The 16360-nt window shown below is 71.5% G+C and carries 20 protein-coding genes; 5 read left to right on the forward strand and 15 right to left on the reverse strand.

The annotated features are described in order from the left end of the window. The first annotated feature begins 2 nt into the window (after positions 1–2). The 3 genes from ACI6QG_RS17390 to ACI6QG_RS17400 are packed head-to-tail and all read left to right on the forward strand — an operon-like array spanning position 3 to position 3724. Positions 3–1415 carry a sensor histidine kinase gene (locus ACI6QG_RS17390; protein ID WP_407025855.1) on the forward strand — a complete coding sequence of 471 codons (1413 nt, stop codon included), beginning with the start codon at positions 3–5 and terminating at the stop codon, positions 1413–1415. Next, positions 1412–2725 (forward strand): sigma-54-dependent transcriptional regulator, encoded by a 1314-nt coding sequence (locus ACI6QG_RS17395; protein ID WP_407025856.1) that lies wholly within the window; start codon positions 1412–1414, stop codon positions 2723–2725. The genes ACI6QG_RS17390 and ACI6QG_RS17395 overlap by 4 nt, the downstream gene beginning before the upstream one ends. 12 nt (positions 2726–2737) lie before the next feature. Further along, entirely contained in the window at positions 2738–3724 is a 987-nt protein-coding gene (locus ACI6QG_RS17400) for a calcium/sodium antiporter (RefSeq protein WP_407025857.1), read from the forward strand. A gap of 412 nt (positions 3725–4136) precedes the next feature. On the opposite strand, the gene ACI6QG_RS17405 is transcribed toward ACI6QG_RS17400, so the two are convergent. The 8 genes from ACI6QG_RS17405 to ACI6QG_RS17440 all read right to left on the reverse strand — a co-directional run bounded on the left by ACI6QG_RS17405 (position 4137) and on the right by ACI6QG_RS17440 (position 12490). Next, a complete protein-coding gene (locus tag ACI6QG_RS17405; protein ID WP_407025858.1) occupies positions 4137–5966 on the reverse strand; it encodes a pectate lyase family protein in 1830 nt (609 codons plus the stop codon). Positions 5967–5983: 17 nt separating this feature from the next. Further along, positions 5984–7996, reverse strand: coding sequence for a phage tail protein (locus tag ACI6QG_RS17410; protein WP_407025859.1), 2013 nt, complete (start codon positions 7994–7996; stop codon positions 5984–5986). A 3-nt stretch (positions 7997–7999) separates the two neighbouring features. Then, on the reverse strand, positions 8000–8350 hold the full coding sequence (locus ACI6QG_RS17415; protein WP_407025860.1) for a DUF6950 family protein: 351 nt from the start codon (positions 8348–8350) through the stop codon (positions 8000–8002). Beyond that, the gene (locus tag ACI6QG_RS17420) at positions 8350–8931 is read right to left on the reverse strand and encodes a hypothetical protein (protein ID WP_027286219.1); all 582 of its coding nucleotides are present in this window, start codon (positions 8929–8931) and stop codon (positions 8350–8352) included. The genes ACI6QG_RS17415 and ACI6QG_RS17420 overlap by 1 nt, the downstream gene beginning before the upstream one ends. A gap of 8 nt (positions 8932–8939) precedes the next feature. After that, positions 8940–9626, reverse strand: coding sequence for a hypothetical protein (locus ACI6QG_RS17425; RefSeq protein ID WP_407025861.1), 687 nt, complete (start codon positions 9624–9626; stop codon positions 8940–8942). 5 nt (positions 9627–9631) lie between these two features. Next, entirely contained in the window at positions 9632–11785 is a 2154-nt protein-coding gene (locus ACI6QG_RS17430) for a tape measure protein (protein ID WP_407025862.1), read from the reverse strand. Beyond that, on the reverse strand, positions 11775–12035 hold the full coding sequence (locus tag ACI6QG_RS17435; protein WP_407025863.1) for a hypothetical protein: 261 nt from the start codon (positions 12033–12035) through the stop codon (positions 11775–11777). The genes ACI6QG_RS17430 and ACI6QG_RS17435 overlap by 11 nt, the downstream gene beginning before the upstream one ends. Positions 12036–12112: 77 nt before the next feature. Continuing rightward, a complete protein-coding gene (locus tag ACI6QG_RS17440; protein ID WP_407025864.1) occupies positions 12113–12490 on the reverse strand; it encodes a phage-derived protein YdaY family protein in 378 nt (125 codons plus the stop codon). Positions 12491–12536: 46 nt separating this feature from the next. Here ACI6QG_RS17440 and ACI6QG_RS17445 point away from each other — a divergent pair, with 46 nt between their 5' ends. Both ACI6QG_RS17445 and ACI6QG_RS17450 read left to right on the forward strand, forming a co-directional pair. Continuing rightward, a complete protein-coding gene (locus tag ACI6QG_RS17445; RefSeq protein ID WP_407025865.1) occupies positions 12537–12833 on the forward strand; it encodes a type II toxin-antitoxin system ParD family antitoxin in 297 nt (98 codons plus the stop codon). Between the two features lie 35 nt (positions 12834–12868). Beyond that, positions 12869–13162, forward strand: coding sequence for a type II toxin-antitoxin system RelE/ParE family toxin (locus ACI6QG_RS17450; RefSeq protein ID WP_407025872.1), 294 nt, complete (start codon positions 12869–12871; stop codon positions 13160–13162). Between the two features lie 3 nt (positions 13163–13165). On the opposite strand, the gene ACI6QG_RS17455 is transcribed toward ACI6QG_RS17450, so the two are convergent. Genes ACI6QG_RS17455 through ACI6QG_RS17485 form a run of 7 tightly spaced genes read right to left on the reverse strand, consistent with a single transcriptional unit; the run spans position 13166 to position 16356 of the window. Beyond that, the gene (locus tag ACI6QG_RS17455) at positions 13166–14122 is read right to left on the reverse strand and encodes a phage tail tube protein (RefSeq protein ID WP_407025866.1); all 957 of its coding nucleotides are present in this window, start codon (positions 14120–14122) and stop codon (positions 13166–13168) included. A gap of 15 nt (positions 14123–14137) precedes the next feature. Continuing rightward, entirely contained in the window at positions 14138–14590 is a 453-nt protein-coding gene (locus ACI6QG_RS17460) for a hypothetical protein (RefSeq protein WP_407025867.1), read from the reverse strand. Further along, complete coding sequence (locus tag ACI6QG_RS17465; RefSeq protein WP_407025868.1) at positions 14587–15306, reverse strand: DUF6441 family protein; 720 nt, start codon at positions 15304–15306, stop codon at positions 14587–14589. Before ACI6QG_RS17465 ends, ACI6QG_RS17460 begins: the two co-directional genes overlap by 4 nt. Next, the gene (locus ACI6QG_RS17470; RefSeq protein WP_407025869.1) at positions 15306–15482 is read right to left on the reverse strand and encodes a hypothetical protein; all 177 of its coding nucleotides are present in this window, start codon (positions 15480–15482) and stop codon (positions 15306–15308) included. Before ACI6QG_RS17470 ends, ACI6QG_RS17465 begins: the two co-directional genes overlap by 1 nt. Before the next feature lie 9 nt (positions 15483–15491). Beyond that, complete coding sequence (locus ACI6QG_RS17475) at positions 15492–15800, reverse strand: head-tail joining protein (protein WP_407025870.1); 309 nt, start codon at positions 15798–15800, stop codon at positions 15492–15494. Further along, complete coding sequence (locus ACI6QG_RS17480; RefSeq protein ID WP_407025871.1) at positions 15797–16198, reverse strand: M15 family metallopeptidase; 402 nt, start codon at positions 16196–16198, stop codon at positions 15797–15799. Before ACI6QG_RS17480 ends, ACI6QG_RS17475 begins: the two co-directional genes overlap by 4 nt. Beyond that, positions 16198–16356 (reverse strand): DUF2190 family protein, encoded by a 159-nt coding sequence (locus ACI6QG_RS17485; RefSeq protein WP_407025873.1) that lies wholly within the window; start codon positions 16354–16356, stop codon positions 16198–16200. Before ACI6QG_RS17485 ends, ACI6QG_RS17480 begins: the two co-directional genes overlap by 1 nt. Positions 16357–16360: the final 4 nt, after the last annotated feature.

Genomic DNA, 16360 nt, shown 5'->3' on the forward strand with positions numbered 1-16360 from the left:
GCATGATCCTGCGGCTCTGGAACTCGACACCGATCGCCTTGCAGATGCCGCTCCTGGCCGGAGTCTCGGTATTCCTCGCCGCGGTCGCCACCACGCAGCTGGCAACCGTCACTCTGGGACGGGAAGCGCTGCGGGACGCCGCGCGCCTCGGCGCTGTCTACCTAGACGGCCTGTCATCCGCGCTGGCCGAGCCGTTGCGGCGCGGTGACGCGGCCGCGCTGCGTGCCGCCATGCAGGCGGCGATGACCTTCCAGGAGGGCATCCGGGAACGGCGCCTGGAGGTCGCGCTGCCTGATGCCGGCGGGCTCGTCGTGATTGGCACCGAGCCGCACGCGATGCATCCCTCGCCGCGCAGCCTCGGCCGGCCGGACATCGCGTGGGAGGCATCGCCCGATGGCCGCAGCGCCTGGGTGCAACGCGCCTTCGCCCTGCCCGACGGCCGGACCGCGATCCTCGCCGCCGAGCTCGATTTCAGCGAGGCGGTCGAACGGCGCGAGCGGCTCGCCCGCTGGCTGCTGGGGCTGGATGTCGCGCTGGCCGCCATGGCCGGGCTGGTGGCCGCGCTGCTCGCCCGGCGGGCGCTCGCACCGCTATTGGCGGTGGTGGGCGTGATCGGCCGCGCCGGCGGCGGCGACTTCACACTGGCCGCGACGGCAGCCGTGCCGGCCGGCACGGAAGTGGCGCGGCTGATGTCCGCTCTCGACCTCATGATGGCGCGCCTTGACGAGCGCGAGCAGCTCGCGCGGCGCCTCGCGGAGCGGGACCGCGCCGCCGAACTCGGCGAACTGGCGGCCACCGTGGCGCATGAGGTGCGCAACCCGCTCGCGGGCATGCTGACGACCATCGACTCGGCCCGCCGCTTTGGCGACGACGCACAAGTGCGCGTCGAATCCCTCGACCTGCTGGAGCGCGGCCTGCGCCAGATCCAGCACGTGGTGGACGAGACGCTCCTGGCCTATCGCGGTACGGTGGAATTGCGCCGGCTCGAGCAGGCCGACATCGACGACGTGTTGCGGCTGCTCGCACCCGAGGCGGCCATCCGGCGCGTCCTGCTCCATCACGAAGGCTCGTTGCCGGAGCCCTTTGCCACGGATGCCATTCCGGTCCGGCAGGCGCTGCTCAACCTGCTGCTGAACGCGATCCAGGCGACGCCACGCGGCGGCGCCGTGCGGCTGCGCATCGGTGGCGAGGCGGATGGGCGCCTGCTGATCGAGGTCGAGGACCAAGGCGCCGGAATGCCCGAGGCGCAGCGCCGCCACCTCGAGGGCGCGGAGGCCAGCGGATCGGGGCTCGGCCTCTCGGTCGTCATGCGCGAACTGGCGCGGCTTGATGGCGAGATCGGCGTCGACACGCAGCCTGGCCGCGCGACCCGCATCACCATCCGTCTGCCGCCGCGGCGGGATCTTGCGCCGTGAGCGGCTTGGTCGTGCTCATCGAGGATGACGTCGTGCTCGGCGGCGCCTTGCAGCAACGGCTGCGGCTGGAGGGCTTCGCGCCACAATGGGCGCGCACCCTGGCCGAGGGCGAGGCATTGCTGCGCCGCGCCACCGCACCGCTTTGCGTCCTATGCGACATGCGCCTGCCCGACGGCTCGGGCGAGGAGTTGTTGTTGCGCCTGCTGCCGCAGCTTGGCCGCACGCCGGTGATCGCGATGACCGCCTTCGGCGGCGTGGACCAGGCGGTACGGCTGATCCGCGCGGGAGCCGATGACTACCTGCTCAAGCCCTTCGCGGTGGAAGCGGTGATCGCCAAGCTGCGCGCTCTCGCGCCACCGGCCGAGACCGCCGCGCTCGCGTCGGAGGCGGGGTGGGGCTCGGCACCCATGCAGGCGCTCGAGGCCGCGTTGCGGCGCCTCGCGGCCGCCTCCGCCACGGTGCTGCTGCTGGGGGAGAGCGGCGCCGGCAAGGAGGTCGCGGCGCGCCGGCTGCATGCGATGGGGCCGCGCGCCGCGGCGCCCTTTGTCGCGTTGAACTGCGCCGCCATCCCGCGCGACCTGCTGGAGAGCGAGGTGTTCGGCCACGAGCGCGGCGCCTTCACCGGCGCGCATGAACGCCGGATCGGCGCGGCGGAGCGCGCCGGCGGAGGCACGCTGCTGCTCGACGAGGTGGCCGAGCTGGACCTGGCCCTGCAGGCCAAGCTGCTGCGCCTGCTGGAGGATCGTCGCTTTACGCGCGTGGGCGGCGCGCAGGAGTTGCCGCTGCGCGCCCGCGTGGTGGCAGCGACGAACGCGGACTTGGCCGCGCGGGTGGCGGATGGCCGCTTTCGCGGTGACCTGTACTGGCGCCTCGCCGTGGTCGAACTACCAGTGCCGCCGCTGCGCGAGCGCACCGAGGACATCCTGCCATTGGCCGACGCATTTCTGGGAGCGGCCGCGCGCGAGGCAGGTCGGTCTGGGCTAGGCCTGGCGCCTGAGGCGGCGGCGGCGCTCGAAGCGCATGCATGGCCAGGCAATGTGCGGGAGCTGCGCAACCGCATCGAACGCGCGGCCCTGCTGGCGGAAGGCCCGGCGATCGCCCCGCATGACCTGTTCGCGGAGAAGGCGGCGCCGTCACCGGCAGTGACGCTCGCCGAGGCGCGCGACGCTGCCGAGCGGGCCCATATCCGCCGCGTGCTGGCGCGCTGCGGCGGGCGCGTGGGCGACGCCGCGCGCATGCTCGACGTGTCGCGCACGACGCTGTGGGAACGCATGCGGCGCCTGGATCTGACCGGTGCCGAGGAAAGCTGAGGGAGAACACGCATGGACGTCGCACTACCCCTGATTGGCGGGCTTTTGCTGCTGGCGCTCGGCGGGGAGCTGTTCGTGCGCGGCGCCGTGCAGATTGCGGAGCGGCTCGGCGTGTCGCCGCTGCTGATCGGGCTGACACTGGTCGGCTTCGGCACCTCGACGCCCGAGCTCGTGACCAGCGTGCAGGCCTCGCTCGCCGGCTCGCCGGGGATCGCCGTGGGCAACATCGTGGGCTCGAACATCGCGAATACACTGGTCATTCTTGGCTTATCGGCGTTGCTGGTGCCGATCACCGTCGGGCGGGGCGCGCTGTTGCGGGACGGCACGATCGTGCTCGGCGTTGCACTGGCGCTGGCCGCAGTCGCCGTCTTCGGAACCTTGGATCGTGCCGTTGGCAGCGCCTTCCTGCTCGGGTTGGTAGCTTACATCGTCTATGCCTGGCGACAGGAGCGCCGTGCCGGGTCCGGCGACCACACGGCGGCTTTCGAGAAGGCACAGGCCTACGAGGAGACGCATCCGCGTCGCCAGCCGTCGCCGAAGCCCGGCGGCGCGCGCGCATGGGCCATGGCTTCCGGTCTCGCCGCCACGGGCCTCGTGCTGGTGGTCATCGGCGGCGGTCTTCTGGTCGAATCAGCGGTGGCTCTGGCGCGCGGCATGGGCGTCAGCGAGGCGGTGATCGGCCTGACAATCGTCGCGGTGGGCACGTCGCTGCCGGAACTGGTCACCTCGCTGGTCGCCGCCTATCGCCGCCATGCTGATGTGGCGCTGGGAAATGTGCTTGGCTCGAACATCTATAACATCCTGGGCATCGGGGGCATGACCGCGCTGATCGCGCCGACCACCATTCCGGCCGAGATCGTGCGGCTGGATGTCTGGGTCATGGTGGCGGCCTCGGCCCTGCTGCTGCTGGTCGGTCGCAGCGGCTGGCGTGTCGGCCGGCGCGAGGGCGCTGCGTTGCTGGCCGGATATGTGCTGTATGTCTGGTGGATCTGGCCGTAGCGATGCAGTGGGGTGAATGGGCTTCGCCTTAGAGGCAATGCTGCGGATCGCCGATCCAGATTCGCGAAGGCAAGACGGCGGCAATTATGGCCATCCAATCGCGTCGACGACACCACCCATACCTATGCCGATGCCGTCTGGGTTGCCTTCCGCGCGCGGACTTGCATTAGGATTCGTGCGTTGCTGGAAAGGAGAGCCGTTGGTGCATGCCAAGCACAGGTCTGCCGCGCCGAAGCGGATCCCTGGCCGAAAGCCAGGTCTTGATGAGCGGAAGGCAGTTCGCCGCATTGGGACCGTTTCGATGACGACGGCCGCAAGATGATCCTGTTCGGCTCACGGCAGCTGGCGCGACCAGGGACTTGTTTCGGCCGGCACGCCGCGCATTTTCACCGATCGTGTGCTTTGACCGCCCTCACGCCACCCGCCGTTTCACCACCCCCACCGACAGCGTCGCCGCCGCTAAGTCAAACGTCGCACCCGAGATGTTGCGCGCCATCACCCGCACCGTGTTGTTGGACCACACGGCCGCATCGAGCTCGATGAACCGCGTCGACGACACCAGCGACGCCGATGCCAGGTCTCCCTGCCGCGCCCCGCTTACCGTCACGTCGATCAGCGAAGTCGCCCCTGGCGCCAGGCTGGGCAGGTCCCACGACACCTCCGCGGCGAACTCCCGCTGCCCCGACTGCGGCAACAGCGGCGTGCCGTTGAGCACCGCGGGTGCGGCCTCCGACAGCCCGTAGAGCCGCAGCGATTGCAGGTCGATCGACCCGTCGAACCCGGTCACGCCCACCTGCGCATATCCCACCGCCGGCCCCACTCTGATGGTCTGGCGGCGGTTGAGGTTGGCGTCGTCCATCGGCGCCCCAGCATTCCAGCCGCGGGAGTTGCTGTCCCACTGCATGGTGGTGATGGAGGCCAGCACGTCGCCGGGCTGGTTCAGACGGACGTTGCCATTGATGTCGAACACGCGCACGAACAGCCGGCCGCCCGCGGCGCCGATGGTGAGCCAATGGGCGACGGCGAACTCCTTGGCCTGGAAGGTGTCCAGCATCCATCCCAGCCCGCGGCTCGCCGCCAGCGTGACCGCGCGATCGGTTAGCGTGACGTCGCTCAGCCCGTTGAAGCAGAAATCCGCCATGAAGGTCGCGGTGGTGGTCGAGGTGGCGATGGTGATCAGCCCCTCCACGCCTACCTCCGTCGCCGACTGCCGGAACGCCGCGGCTCGGGTGTTCGGGACCCCGGCCAGGAATCGCGTGAACCGCGACGCCGGCGCGCGGTGCCGGTTGATCACCGCATTGCCGCAGCGGGAGGCGGTGGCGGTGTAGTCGATACCAACGAGGTAGGTGTTGGTCCATGCGACATCGTATTCGCAATCCTGCGCCCCGGCGGTGTGCCGCGCCGCCAGCGGCGAGCACGCCTCCATGCGCATGTTCCGCGCGATGATGGCAGAGCCCGAGGTCTGGTTCAGGAAAGGGATGGCGGTATTGCCGCCGGCCTGGCGCAGCTCGAAGTTCGGCGCGTCAAAGACATGGCGGTTGTGATTGGTGTAGGCGCCGGGCTCATTACCAAAACGCACGCCGAAGCGGTCCTGCGCCGCATTGATGCCGGTGGCGCAAGCGAAGTGGCCGCCGTAGTAGCGGATGGAGGTGTTCCAGGCCGTGGCGGTCGCACACCAGACATCCAGCCCGATGCGGCAATTGACGATGCGCCCCAGCGTGAAGGTGCTGTCCTCCACGCCGCGGCCATCGCCCAGCGTGCGCATGCCGATGGTGAACCCCTCGACCCGGCGCAGTTCGATCTGGCTCGCGTCGACATTGCGCACGGTGATGCCGATATCGGCCTCTGAGGACCAATCGGAGATGGTCTGCCGGATCACGTTCAGGCCCGAGTACAGCTTCTCGCCATTCCGAATCGTGCCGCCATCGCCGAGCACCAGCACGCTGGTGGGTGCGGTGCCGGTGTAGCGGATGGTGCCCTGCATGATCAGGCCGCGCGCGGCACCCGGCAGGGTGACGGTGCCGGAGACGTTCCAGGTGCCCGGCGGGATGATCGCCATTTTCTGATCTGTCGCGGCCCGATCAAATGCTGCCTGAATGGCCGCGCGATCATCGGCCACGCCATCGCCGAGCCCGCCGAAGTCGGAGGGCAGCACGGCCTCGCGGTCGCGCAGGTACTTCGCGAGGTCGGTCTTGCTGACGGCGGTGTTCAGCACCAGGAGGTCGTCGATGCGGGCAGGCATTTTCTCCTCGAGCCTCCCTATAGCGCGGTGGCGGTGACGGGGCCGGCGAGCGCCGAGACGTTGCCCTCGGGCGAGACGCTGCGCAGCCAGAGCCAGCGCGCCTGTCCGGTGGCGAGGCCGGAGCGCGTCCATGGCAGCGTCGTGATCTGCGCGTGCAGCACCGTGGCGGCGAGGCTGTTGGAGGTAGCCTCGAACACCTGCAACGCCGTGGCGCCGGTGGGATAGGCGCCGGTCACCTGGATGCCGCCCACCACGCCGACGGCGGCCAGGCCCGAGGGCGCGGCTGGGACGGCGGCCTCCTGCCAGCCCGACACCGCCCCGCTCCGGGCTCGGGCGCGGACGCGAAAGGCGGTGGGCTCCGCGGTGGGGAACACCGCGAACAGCGCCCCGGTGCCGGCCGCCACGGCCAACCAGTTCGCCACCGAGGCGGGCCGCGCCTCGACCTCGTAGCCGGCGAGGTAGGCCGAGGGCACGGCGGCCCAATCCGCACCCAGCGCCGCGAAGGCGGCTGTGGTAGGCGTGCCCACGCGGATGGAGGCGGGCGTGGCGATGCTGCCCGGTCGCGGCAGGATCACGGAGGGGCTGTCCCCCGTGGCGCGCTCGTCCACGGCCGGGTTCCAGTCCCAGACCGCCGCGTCCTCCTCGGAGAGCGTCAGGTCGATCCCACCCTCGGGCGCAAAGCGCCAGCCGGTGATGCGCGCCGGGAAGGGCTCGATGCGGTCGATGGCGACCATCACCCCATCCCAGGGCCGCAGCCGCAGCGCCGAGAGGTTGGCCTGCACCACCACGGCACGCTGGCGGCGGTTGCGCTCCAGCTCGACCTTCATGAGGCGCTGGACGGTGGCGGCGGAGGTGGTCAGCGGGAAGTCGAGATCGCGGTAAATCGCCTCGCCGCCATCCTCGGTGACGTAGTTTGCGGCCAGCAGCGGCGGCGCGTCGGTGGGCTGCCAGTTCTTGCCGGGATCCACGTAGACAGCCCGCACCCCGTTGAAGAGGTCTCGCCGGGGCCGCGATCCCATGACGGAGACGTCGCCGCGCAGATCGGCGGCGGTGATGGTGGCCGCCGGCAGCGCGGGCGCGCCAGCATGGATCACGAAGCGCCCGCCCGAGACCACCATCGTGCCCGCCATGGCGGCGAGCAGTTTTCTGGTGATCGCGATCTTGCCCTCGCCGAGGGAGACGCGGCCATTGACGGTGTAGCGGCGCTCGGCGGTGCCGTCGCGCCGGCCCATGATCTCGTCGCAGATATTGGCCGCGGCGATGAGGGCGGGCATGTCGATCTCGTCCCAGCTAGCCCGCCAGCCAAAGGGCGCGGTGAGGTACCAGGCGAGGCAGAGCGCCGGATTGTCGGACCAGCCAACGGTGCCGCTGCGTGGGTCGCGGACGGTGTCGGCGCCCTCGACGAGCGCGGCCATGTTGGGCGGGCCGGAGGGGAAGGCCTCGGGCGTGATCTTGAGGCGCAGCGCCATATAGGCGCGGCCGGCACCGCGATGCGCCGCGGTCCATTTGCCGCCGGTCTCGGCGATGAGGTTGGTGTTGGCGGCCTGGCCGGGGCCGCCGAGATGACGGTCAATCCGGACCAGGCCCGCGAACTTCGGATCGGTCGCGAGCGCATCGCCAAGCCAGACCTCGCCGATGGCGCGGACACGATGGGCGGCGAGCACCACGACAGCATGGAAGTAGCCATCGGCGCGTCCCTCGTCGTCGGTGCTGCTGTGCACGAAGACGATGGGGCCCGAGACCTTGCAGCGGCCGAAGACCAGGGCGTGCTCGGTGATGGCCTGACGGAAGGATTGGGTGCGGGCCTGGGCCTCGACGGCGGTGGTGGTGGTGCCGCCGGAGCCGCTGTCGTTGAAGCTGGCGCTGCTGCCGCGGGCGGCAGCGGTGTTCTGCGGGAAGACCTGGCTGCCGATGAAGGAGACGGCGATGGCAGCCCCCGCGCCGACGAGCGCGCCGATGACGCCGCCGCCGACGGCCGCGGAGCCGACGGCGCCCGCGACCACGGCGATGATGGGGATGGCAGCCGGCATCTGTCAGCCAATCCTCCAGGCGATGGCGCATTCTGTGAGCGCCGCGCTGAGCAGGCCGCGCGGCCCGACGAAGGCGACGCGGCCGGTGTCGAGGACGACACCGAGGCGGGCGGGATCGGGTGCGAGCACAACGTCGCCGCAGCGTGCGAAGGCGGGCGCGACGCGCGGAAAGCCCGCGCTGTCGGCCGAGGCGGCGAGATCGGGCAGCACGCGCACGTGCGGGTACTGCCCCGTCACAGCCTCCACCGCCGCGATGGCGAAGATCGCGCAGTTCCAATGCCGCGCATCGAAGGTGCGCGTCTCCGCCTCCCGCAGCAGGGCTGCGAGCCGGGCAACCCAATCGGGATGGCGCATTACCGCGCTGGCAGCCGAATCTCGGCGTCCTGCAGCGCGGGCACGAACTCGAAGAATCGGTCGCCCGGGAACTCGGCCTGCTGGTCGGCGTCGGTGTAGCGCCGCACCTCAGCGCGCTCGAGGTCCACGAGGCGGCTCTCGCAGGCGAGCGTCACGCGCGGCTCGGCGCCGTCCACCACCTCCATCGTGTCCATGATGCCCGCCCAGAGCGGGAACGGGTCCGCCACGAAGGCGCCGTCCTCGTCCAACAGCGCGAGCCACACCCGCGCCGGGCGCAGCCGATAGGATCGCTCCGACAGCGCGATGTCGATGACCTCCTGCGGCACGGGCGAGAGGGCGAGGGTCAAGCGCACGGCGCGCAGCTCGACCGTTTCTTCCACCTCGCCCATGGCGCCGATGTCGCCGATGCCCTCGAAGCTGCGCCCGGCCCAGTTCAGCGTGCCGAGGCCCGACCACACCCGAAACGCGCCGGTGGCGAAGTCGAGCTCGCAGAGGATGACGGGGGCGACGACGGGCGCGGTGGCGGCGGCGGCGGCCTGGACGGAGAGGCGTGGCGTGGCGCGGATGGCAGGTTCGGTCATGGCGTTGCCTACAGGGCCTCCTCAAATCGGCAGGTGATGCTGGTGAAGCGCCCCGGCCGGGTGGGGTTGATGCCCTCGTCGTCGGAGACCAGGCGCATGGGCGTGCTCACGTTCGAGAAAAACAGCGCCTCGCCGACCGGGGCGGCGGCGCGCAGCGGGGGTGCGATGGGGATGGAGGCCGTGCCGGTGCCTGAGGCCATGACGCGCGCGGTGGCCATGTAGAGCCGCCCGCCGAGGCCGATATGGTCGCCCGCGCCGACGGCCAGCGCGTTCGGCCACCAACCTTGCGTGGCGAGCGACAGCGCGCCACGCGGCGCCCCGGCCGCGAGCGCCGGATTGCCCGACCCCACCACCAGCCCCGTCCCGTCCGTGAAGATGGTCGCGTCGTTGAAGCTGTATGGCCCGCTCGGCACGTCCCCCTGGCTGCGTGGATCGCCGGAGCGGAACTCGCGCCGGAAGTCGCGCAGACGGACCGTGTTCACGGAGCCGGCGAGTGCGGCCACCAGGCCTTCCAGCACACCGGCCAGGCGCGAGTTCAGCGGGTCGAAGGTCAGCTCCGCCATCCAGCGCGCGCCCTCGCGCCGCAGCACCTGGGTCTGGCGGGTGAGCGGGGAGACAAAGCGCAGCGTGTTGGGCTGAAGATAGAAGACCTGCCGGGAGGGGCGCAGCTCCGGCGGCCAGGCGTATTCTGTCATGGGCCCTACCTCCTGACCGTGTCGTAGGCGGTCCCGCCGCGTCGGATGGCGTCCAGCGTCATGGCGGTGGCTTGGCGCGCGATCTGCTGGCCCATCAGCCGCAGCCGCGCCTCCACGCCGGCGTCCGCCCCACGCGCGTCGATGTTCAACGTCGTGTGGATGGTGCGGCCGCCGGCCGGCGTGGTGCCGTTGGGCAGCACTGTGCCGGACTGCTGCGGCACGAACCATTCCGGCCCGCGCTCGCCCACGATGTAGGGCTGGCCTGCCGTCACCGGCCCACCCTCGGCGCGGAACAGCCCGCCGAGCCACGATCCGATCCCGTCGAAGATGCCCCCGAACGAGAAGCCCGACAGCGCGCCGGTGAGCGCATTGCCCAGCGGCTCGGTGATGGTGCGCCGCGCGATGATGCGGGCGATGTCCTGGCCGATGCCCTGGAGCACCTTGGACAGGCTCTCGCCGCGGATCACCGCGTCCTCGAAGGCCGACGAGAAGGTCAGGCCAAGTTCCCGGGCGGTCTCGGATGCGCGCTCGGTGGCGCGCTGCACGCGCTCGCTGCCGCGCTCCAACTCCTCCAGCGCCGCCTGGGCCTCCCGCGAAATGGTTTCGTCGGGGATTGGCTGGCCGATGCGCTCCGCCCGCTCGACCAGCGTGCCCAGGCTGGAAAGGCGGCGGGCGTAGCGTTCATAGGCGTTCTCGTTCTGCTGGATGAGGCGCTCGCGCTCGCGCAGCACCTCATTGGCCTCACGCTCGGCATCGCGGTTGTCGCGCTGGGCAGCGGTGACACGGCGGACGGAACCTTCAAGGCGGCGGAGCGCCTCGTCGCGTTCGCGGGTGGCCAGCGTTTCCAGACGCTGGCGCTCGGCGGCATCGATGGCGCCGGAACCCTCGGCCTCGCGGAGGCGACGGACGCGGTCCTCGTGCTCAGCGTTGATGCGAAAGCGGTCGTCGAGCTGGCGGCGAAGCTCCTCGGCCTGTTCGGCGCCACGGCGACGGCGGGCCTCGGCGGCGCGGGCATCGGCGTCGCGGCGCTCGGCCTCACCGCGCTCGGCGGCCTCGCGTTCGCCGCGCGCGACCTCCTCGGTGATCTCAGTATAGGCTTGGCGAAGTTCGGCCAGGCGGGCGGTGCGGTCCACGCCGGCCTGCTGCTCAGCAGTGCCGACGAGGCCTGGGCGGATCGAGCCGCGGCGCGGCGTGCGGGCGGCGGCGCCCTCGGCCTCCGCCTCGAGCCGTGCGATCTCCGCGCGCAGTGCCTCGGCGGTGCGGCGCTGGTCGGCGAGGCGCTCCTCGCCGGTGAGGAGGCCGGCGCCACGGCGCACGCCGTCCAGCACGCGCGCTGCGCCGGAGAGCGCGCGGGCAAGGCCGTTGGAGAGGCCGATCGCTTGGTCGAGGCGTGCGAGGAACTGGTCGGCCGCGGCGGTGAGCTGCCCGAAGGCGCGGCCGACGGACAGCGGCGCGCGCTCGAACTCGCCGTTGACCCGCTCCACGGCGCGCAGCAGGGCCGGGAAGACCACGTCCGCGGTCAGCTTGCCCTCGGAGCCCAGCTTGCGCAGCTCACCGATGGAGACGCCCAGCTCACCGGCCAGGGCCTGCGCGAGCGTCGGCAGGCCCTCCAGGATGGAGCGCAGCTCATCGCCTTGCAGGACGCCCGACGCCAGCGCCTGCGCCAGCTGCTGGGTGCTGCCCTGGATCTCGGCGGTGCTGGCGCCGGACGAGATGGCGACGCGCTGCAAGCCGGCCACCAGGCGCAGCACCTGGTCGGAGGTGGCGCCGATCTCGCGCGCGGCGATCGAGAAGCGCTGGAAGGCATCGACGCTCTCGCGGACGGCCACGCCTGTCTGCAGCGCGTCGCGATAGAGGGCCTCATAGACCTCCCCGGCGCGTTCGACATTGCCGACAGCGGTGGTGAGCCGGCCCATAGATTGCGACAGCGCGTCGCCCGCCATGACAAGCGCGCGCAGGCCCGCGGCCACGCCCGCGAACTGGATGCCGCGGACGGCGACGTCCATGAGGGACAGAGCGCGGGAGGCGCGGTCAGCACCGTCCTGGATGCGGTCCAGGCTGCGGCTCCCGGTCTCGCCGACCTCGCGCAGCTCGGACTTCACGCGCGCGGCGTCGTCCAGCGAGAGGCGGACGGAGACGCGGCGGGTGCTATCCGCCATGGGGCGCGCCTCCGGGATCGGGTGTGGGGGTGCGCCTGGCTGCCGTTCCCGCGGCGAGGCCCATGCGCAGCGCGGTCAGCAGTTCCGCGACCGCCCAGCCGGAGACGCCCATCTCCCGCGCTAGCGCCAGCGCGCCGGCGGTGTCGAGTTCGAGGCCCGCCATGCCGGCCGAGACGCAGGCGGTGCTCGCGGCCCACAGGGCGGCGCCCTGGGCGCTCGTGGGCGCGTGGAGGACGTAGGGGCAGGCCATGCCGCAGTCGCGGTCGAGCGCGGCACAGCCGCGGCAGTAGTCGGGGCCCTGGCCGAAGTGCCAGGCGGCGCGGGCCCTCAGCCGTTTCCCTCCAGCGCCACGGCGGTGACGGGGGCGGTGGCGCGGTCCCAGAAGGCGGCAGCAATGTCGTCGAGGTCCATCAGGCGCTCCACCGCCTCGGGGCAAAGGGGCAGCGGCTTGCCGGCGGCATCGCCGACGCCCTCCCAGCCGGTGACGGCGTGGCGGGCGAGCGCCTTGACCAGGAAGGCGAAGGCCAGGCCTCGGGCGAGGTCGGGGTCGAGGTCGGGCGAGGCAGCGCGCACGGCGCCGAGGCGCCGGGACGCGGCGGCCTGGGCTGCGGCCATCAGGGCGGTGGTGACCGGCAGCACCTCCACGCGCACACCACGGGGGAGGTCCAGCCAGACGGCTTCGGTGGGAAGGTCGAGGGTGAGCATGGGGCCTCCGGACTTGAAATGAGGGGCGGGTATGTCAAACTCTGACATGACCGATGGCGAGGAGGGTGCGATGCCGAATGTCAGCCTGACGCCCGAGTTGGAGGGCTTCGCGGAGACCTGCGTGGCCTCGGGCCGCTACGGCAATGTGAGCGAGGTCATGCGCGCCGCGCTGCGGCTGCTGCAGCACCAGGAAGAGAAGCGCGCGGCTTTCACGCGCATGCTTGAGGCGGCGGAGCGCGAGTCCGATGAGACTGGCTGGTTCGATGTTGAGCAAGTCGCAGAAGAGATGGACGCCATCATCGCCGAGGCAGAAGCGAAGCGCGAGCGGGAGCGGGCCCGCTGACACCTGGAGCCCAACGCCCCGCCATCCTCTCTGCGCTGGCACGTCGAGATCTCGCCGAGGCGGCGGCGTTCATCGCCGACGACAATCCGGGTGCGGCGCGCAGGCTTCGTGAGCAGGTCGTGGCTGCCGCCATGCGGATCGGAACCTATCCGCAGATCGGCGTTGCGCGGCCCGCTCTCGCGCCGGAGGAGGTGCGCTTTCTGGTCCTCGCGGAGTTCCAGTTCGTACTCGTCTACCGTGCCACCGCGACGCCGCCGCGTATCCTGCGGGTCCTGCATGGCGCCCGCGACTTGCAGGGCGCACTGCGCGACATGTTCGGGGGCGGATAGCCTTTACGCGTACTCGGTCCCCGCCTGCTGGTTCCGCAGCGCCACGGTCATCATGCGCGTGGCAGTCGCGTTGAAGGCTGCCCTGAAGTCGAAGCTCGCCTCGACGCCGGCCGGTCCCTCGATCGGGGTCTTGGCCAGCGCGAGGTAGACCTCGTGCAGCGCCACGGTGAGGCTGCGGTTGGCGTCGATCGTGTAGGCGAAGGCGAACTCGGCGGCGGTGCCGTTCTGCGCCTGGGCGAGCAGCGTGGTGTTCTCGAAGCGCACCGTGACCTGCCCCGTGCAGCGGGCGACGCCCGGGTCCACACCCTCGATGCGGCGATCGGCGCGGATGGTGCGGACCATCTCCATCCCGTTGCTGTAGGTCATGCGCGCGCCAGTGACCTGCGCCAGCGCCGAGCCCGCGCGGGTGATAGAGCCCTGCGCCTTGTTGAAGGCGGTGTAGGCCGCGCTGGTGGGCGTGCCGCCGCTGCTGGAGCCACCGCGCAGCGAACCCTGGCCCATCAACCCGAAGGTCGCGGTCGCTGGACCCGACGGCGAGAAGTCGATCTCCAGCGTGTCCGCACGCACGCCGGTACAGACATCGAAGCTCGGCACGTCGGGATAGCCGATCTCGACGCTGTTGGAGGGCAGCGCCGCGGCGCCCGAGCCGAAGGTGTGGATGAAGTTCGGGTTGGTGCCGGTGGTGGTCGGCGCGCCGAGCAGCAGCCGCAGCCAGTGACCGATGTTCACGAGATCGACGGGCACCACGACCTGGCCCTGCACTGTCACTGTGTCGAGGAAGGGCGCGGCGGGATCGCGGTTGCTGCCCACGCCGATCACGTCGGCATCGAGCAGCGGCTGCTCGGCGCCGAGGTCGCAGGACAGGAACGGCATGCGGCGCCAGTTGCCGGTGGGCGCGGTGCCGTAGGTGGTTTCGGGCAGCGTCAGCAGGCGGCAGTTGGCGCCGATGGCACGGGGCATGGGATGTCTCCGGGATCAGGCCAGCGGCGAGCCGGCGACGGTGTAGAAGAGCGTGACAGGGATGGAGGCGGCGCGGGCCGGCGCGGCGCCCTCGAACTCGACGTCGTCGAAAGTGGGCGCCCCGGGGGCGGCCCATTCCACCGCACCGCCGAGGGTCCGGTTGCTGGCGATACCGGCGGCGATGTCCACGAGCAGTGCGTCGAGGAGGGCGTTGCGCGCGGCGGGTGTCGCACCCGCAACGGTCACCTCGATCTCTGCGCGATGCTCGATGGCATAGGTGAGCGGGGAGAGGATGGCGGTCTCCTCCACCGTCTCGCCATCGCGCAGGACAACGAGACCACCTTGCGGGATGCGCTGCGGCGTGGTCTCGCCGCGCAGCACGATCGGCGGTGGGCTTCTGCTTGCCATCGAAGTGGTGAGGCGGCTGTGCAGCGCGGCCAGCGCGTTCTCGCGCATGCTCATGCTCATGCAGCGCGCCTCCCAGCCTCACGCTCCCAGGCCTGCACAAAGCGCCCCGGCAGCCGGCGCAGCCCGCGCTCGGCCGCACCCTTCACATCCAGCCGCTTGCGCAGCGCGACCTGCGGCAGCAGCAGGAACATCGGCACCATGCCGCGCTCCAGCATGCCGCGCGCCCAGGCCTCACGGCCCTTGCGGTTGCCGGTGCCGATCTCGGTCAGGCCGCCGGCATTGAGGCGCGTGCGTCGGCGTCGGCCGGTCTGCTCGCCTTGGCGCAGCGGCAGGCACCACACGAAGCCCAGCCCGGACTTGAAGGGCCGCAGGAAGGCCTGACCCGACGCCACCATCTGCGCCGGCGTGACGCGCGGCTTGGCACCGCGGCGCCCACCCTGCCGGTTGAGGCTGGTCGGGATGGCGAGGAACTTCCGCCCGCCCCTGGCGCGGATCACAGCCCCACGCTCGAAGGCGTCGATGACGTTGGGCACCTTGGTCCAGACCAGTCCCGCCGGCCGCAGCGACTGACCCGAGCGGGGGAACACCTGCGAGCGCCAGGCATTGGCGATGCCGCGCGCATTGCCGCCCAGCGCATCCGTCACCTGCCGGCGCAGCTCGGCCTTGACCTGCTCGGTCTCGCCACGGATCGCCTGCATGGCGGCGCGCTCGCCGGCCCGCACCTCCGCCGCGAGCACCTGGCGCAGGTCGCCAACAATGGTGGCGGCGAGGCGCATCAGCCGTCGCGATCGTCGCGGCGGCGATGGCCGATCTCGGTCTCCATGAGGGTGGAGAGCCGCTCCAGCAGCACGCGCACCTGCTCGAGGCGGCTGTCCACGCGCCAGACCAGCAGCAAAATGGCGACGAGGCCAGCGCCGTTCTCGGCGATCTGGAGGATCTGAGGGAGGTCCATGGGTGGCTCCTATCGCTGGCAGAGGACGCGCCAGGCGGTGCCGGTGGCGTCGCGGGTGGCGGAGGTGACGGTGAGGAGGTCGGGACCGACGGTGAGGGTGTCGCCGGCCGTGAGGTTGGGCAGTGCCGCTATGGCCACCGAGAGGATGTCGGTCACGGCGATGATCTCGGTCGCGAAGGCGTCGGCCACACGGTCGGGCGAGGAACGCAGCACGCGCAGGGCGATGGGCACGCCCGTGCCGGCCTGCCGGTAGACAGCCTCCACGCCGAGGTTCGGGTCGGCCACCAGCGCGGCCATGGCCGCGGCAAAGGCGCTCACGCCGGGTGGCTCCGACGATCAAGCTCGAAATGCGGCCCATCGCGGAACGACGTCCAGTCGCCACCCCAAGTGATCGGCACGCCGAGTTCCTTCGCCGCGGCCTTCATCGCCGCGCCGATCTGCTCGTAGAGCGGCCAGTCCCAGCGGACCTCGCCCTGCTCGACACCCCCATCACCGTCGTCCAGCCAATAGGCGAGATCCACAGCGTGCCCGGTGAGATGCCGGCTGTTCTTGGTGCGCGAGGCGCCGATGGCGACGAGCTGCGCCTGGCGCTCGCGCGTGCGCAGCCCCTCCGTCACGATGAAGGGCACGGCCTGGCGCGCGCGCTCGACGACGCGCACCAGGTCACGATGCACGCCCTGTAGGCGCTCGCGATCGCGCGGCAGAAGGCTCGCCATCACGCCCCCGAGGCCGGCACGCGGGCCAGCATGGCGCGCACCGTGGTGTCGGCGGCGAGCGCCGCGGCGGTGGCGATGCCGACCTGGAAATTGCCGGTGGCGGTGGTGGTGAGGCGCCGGTTCGCATTGTCCCAGAACAGCCGCGCGCCGGCGGTGATGGCC

Source organism: Sabulicella flocculans, assembly GCF_045449635.1.
Classification (GTDB): Bacteria; Pseudomonadota; Alphaproteobacteria; order Acetobacterales; family Acetobacteraceae; genus Roseococcus.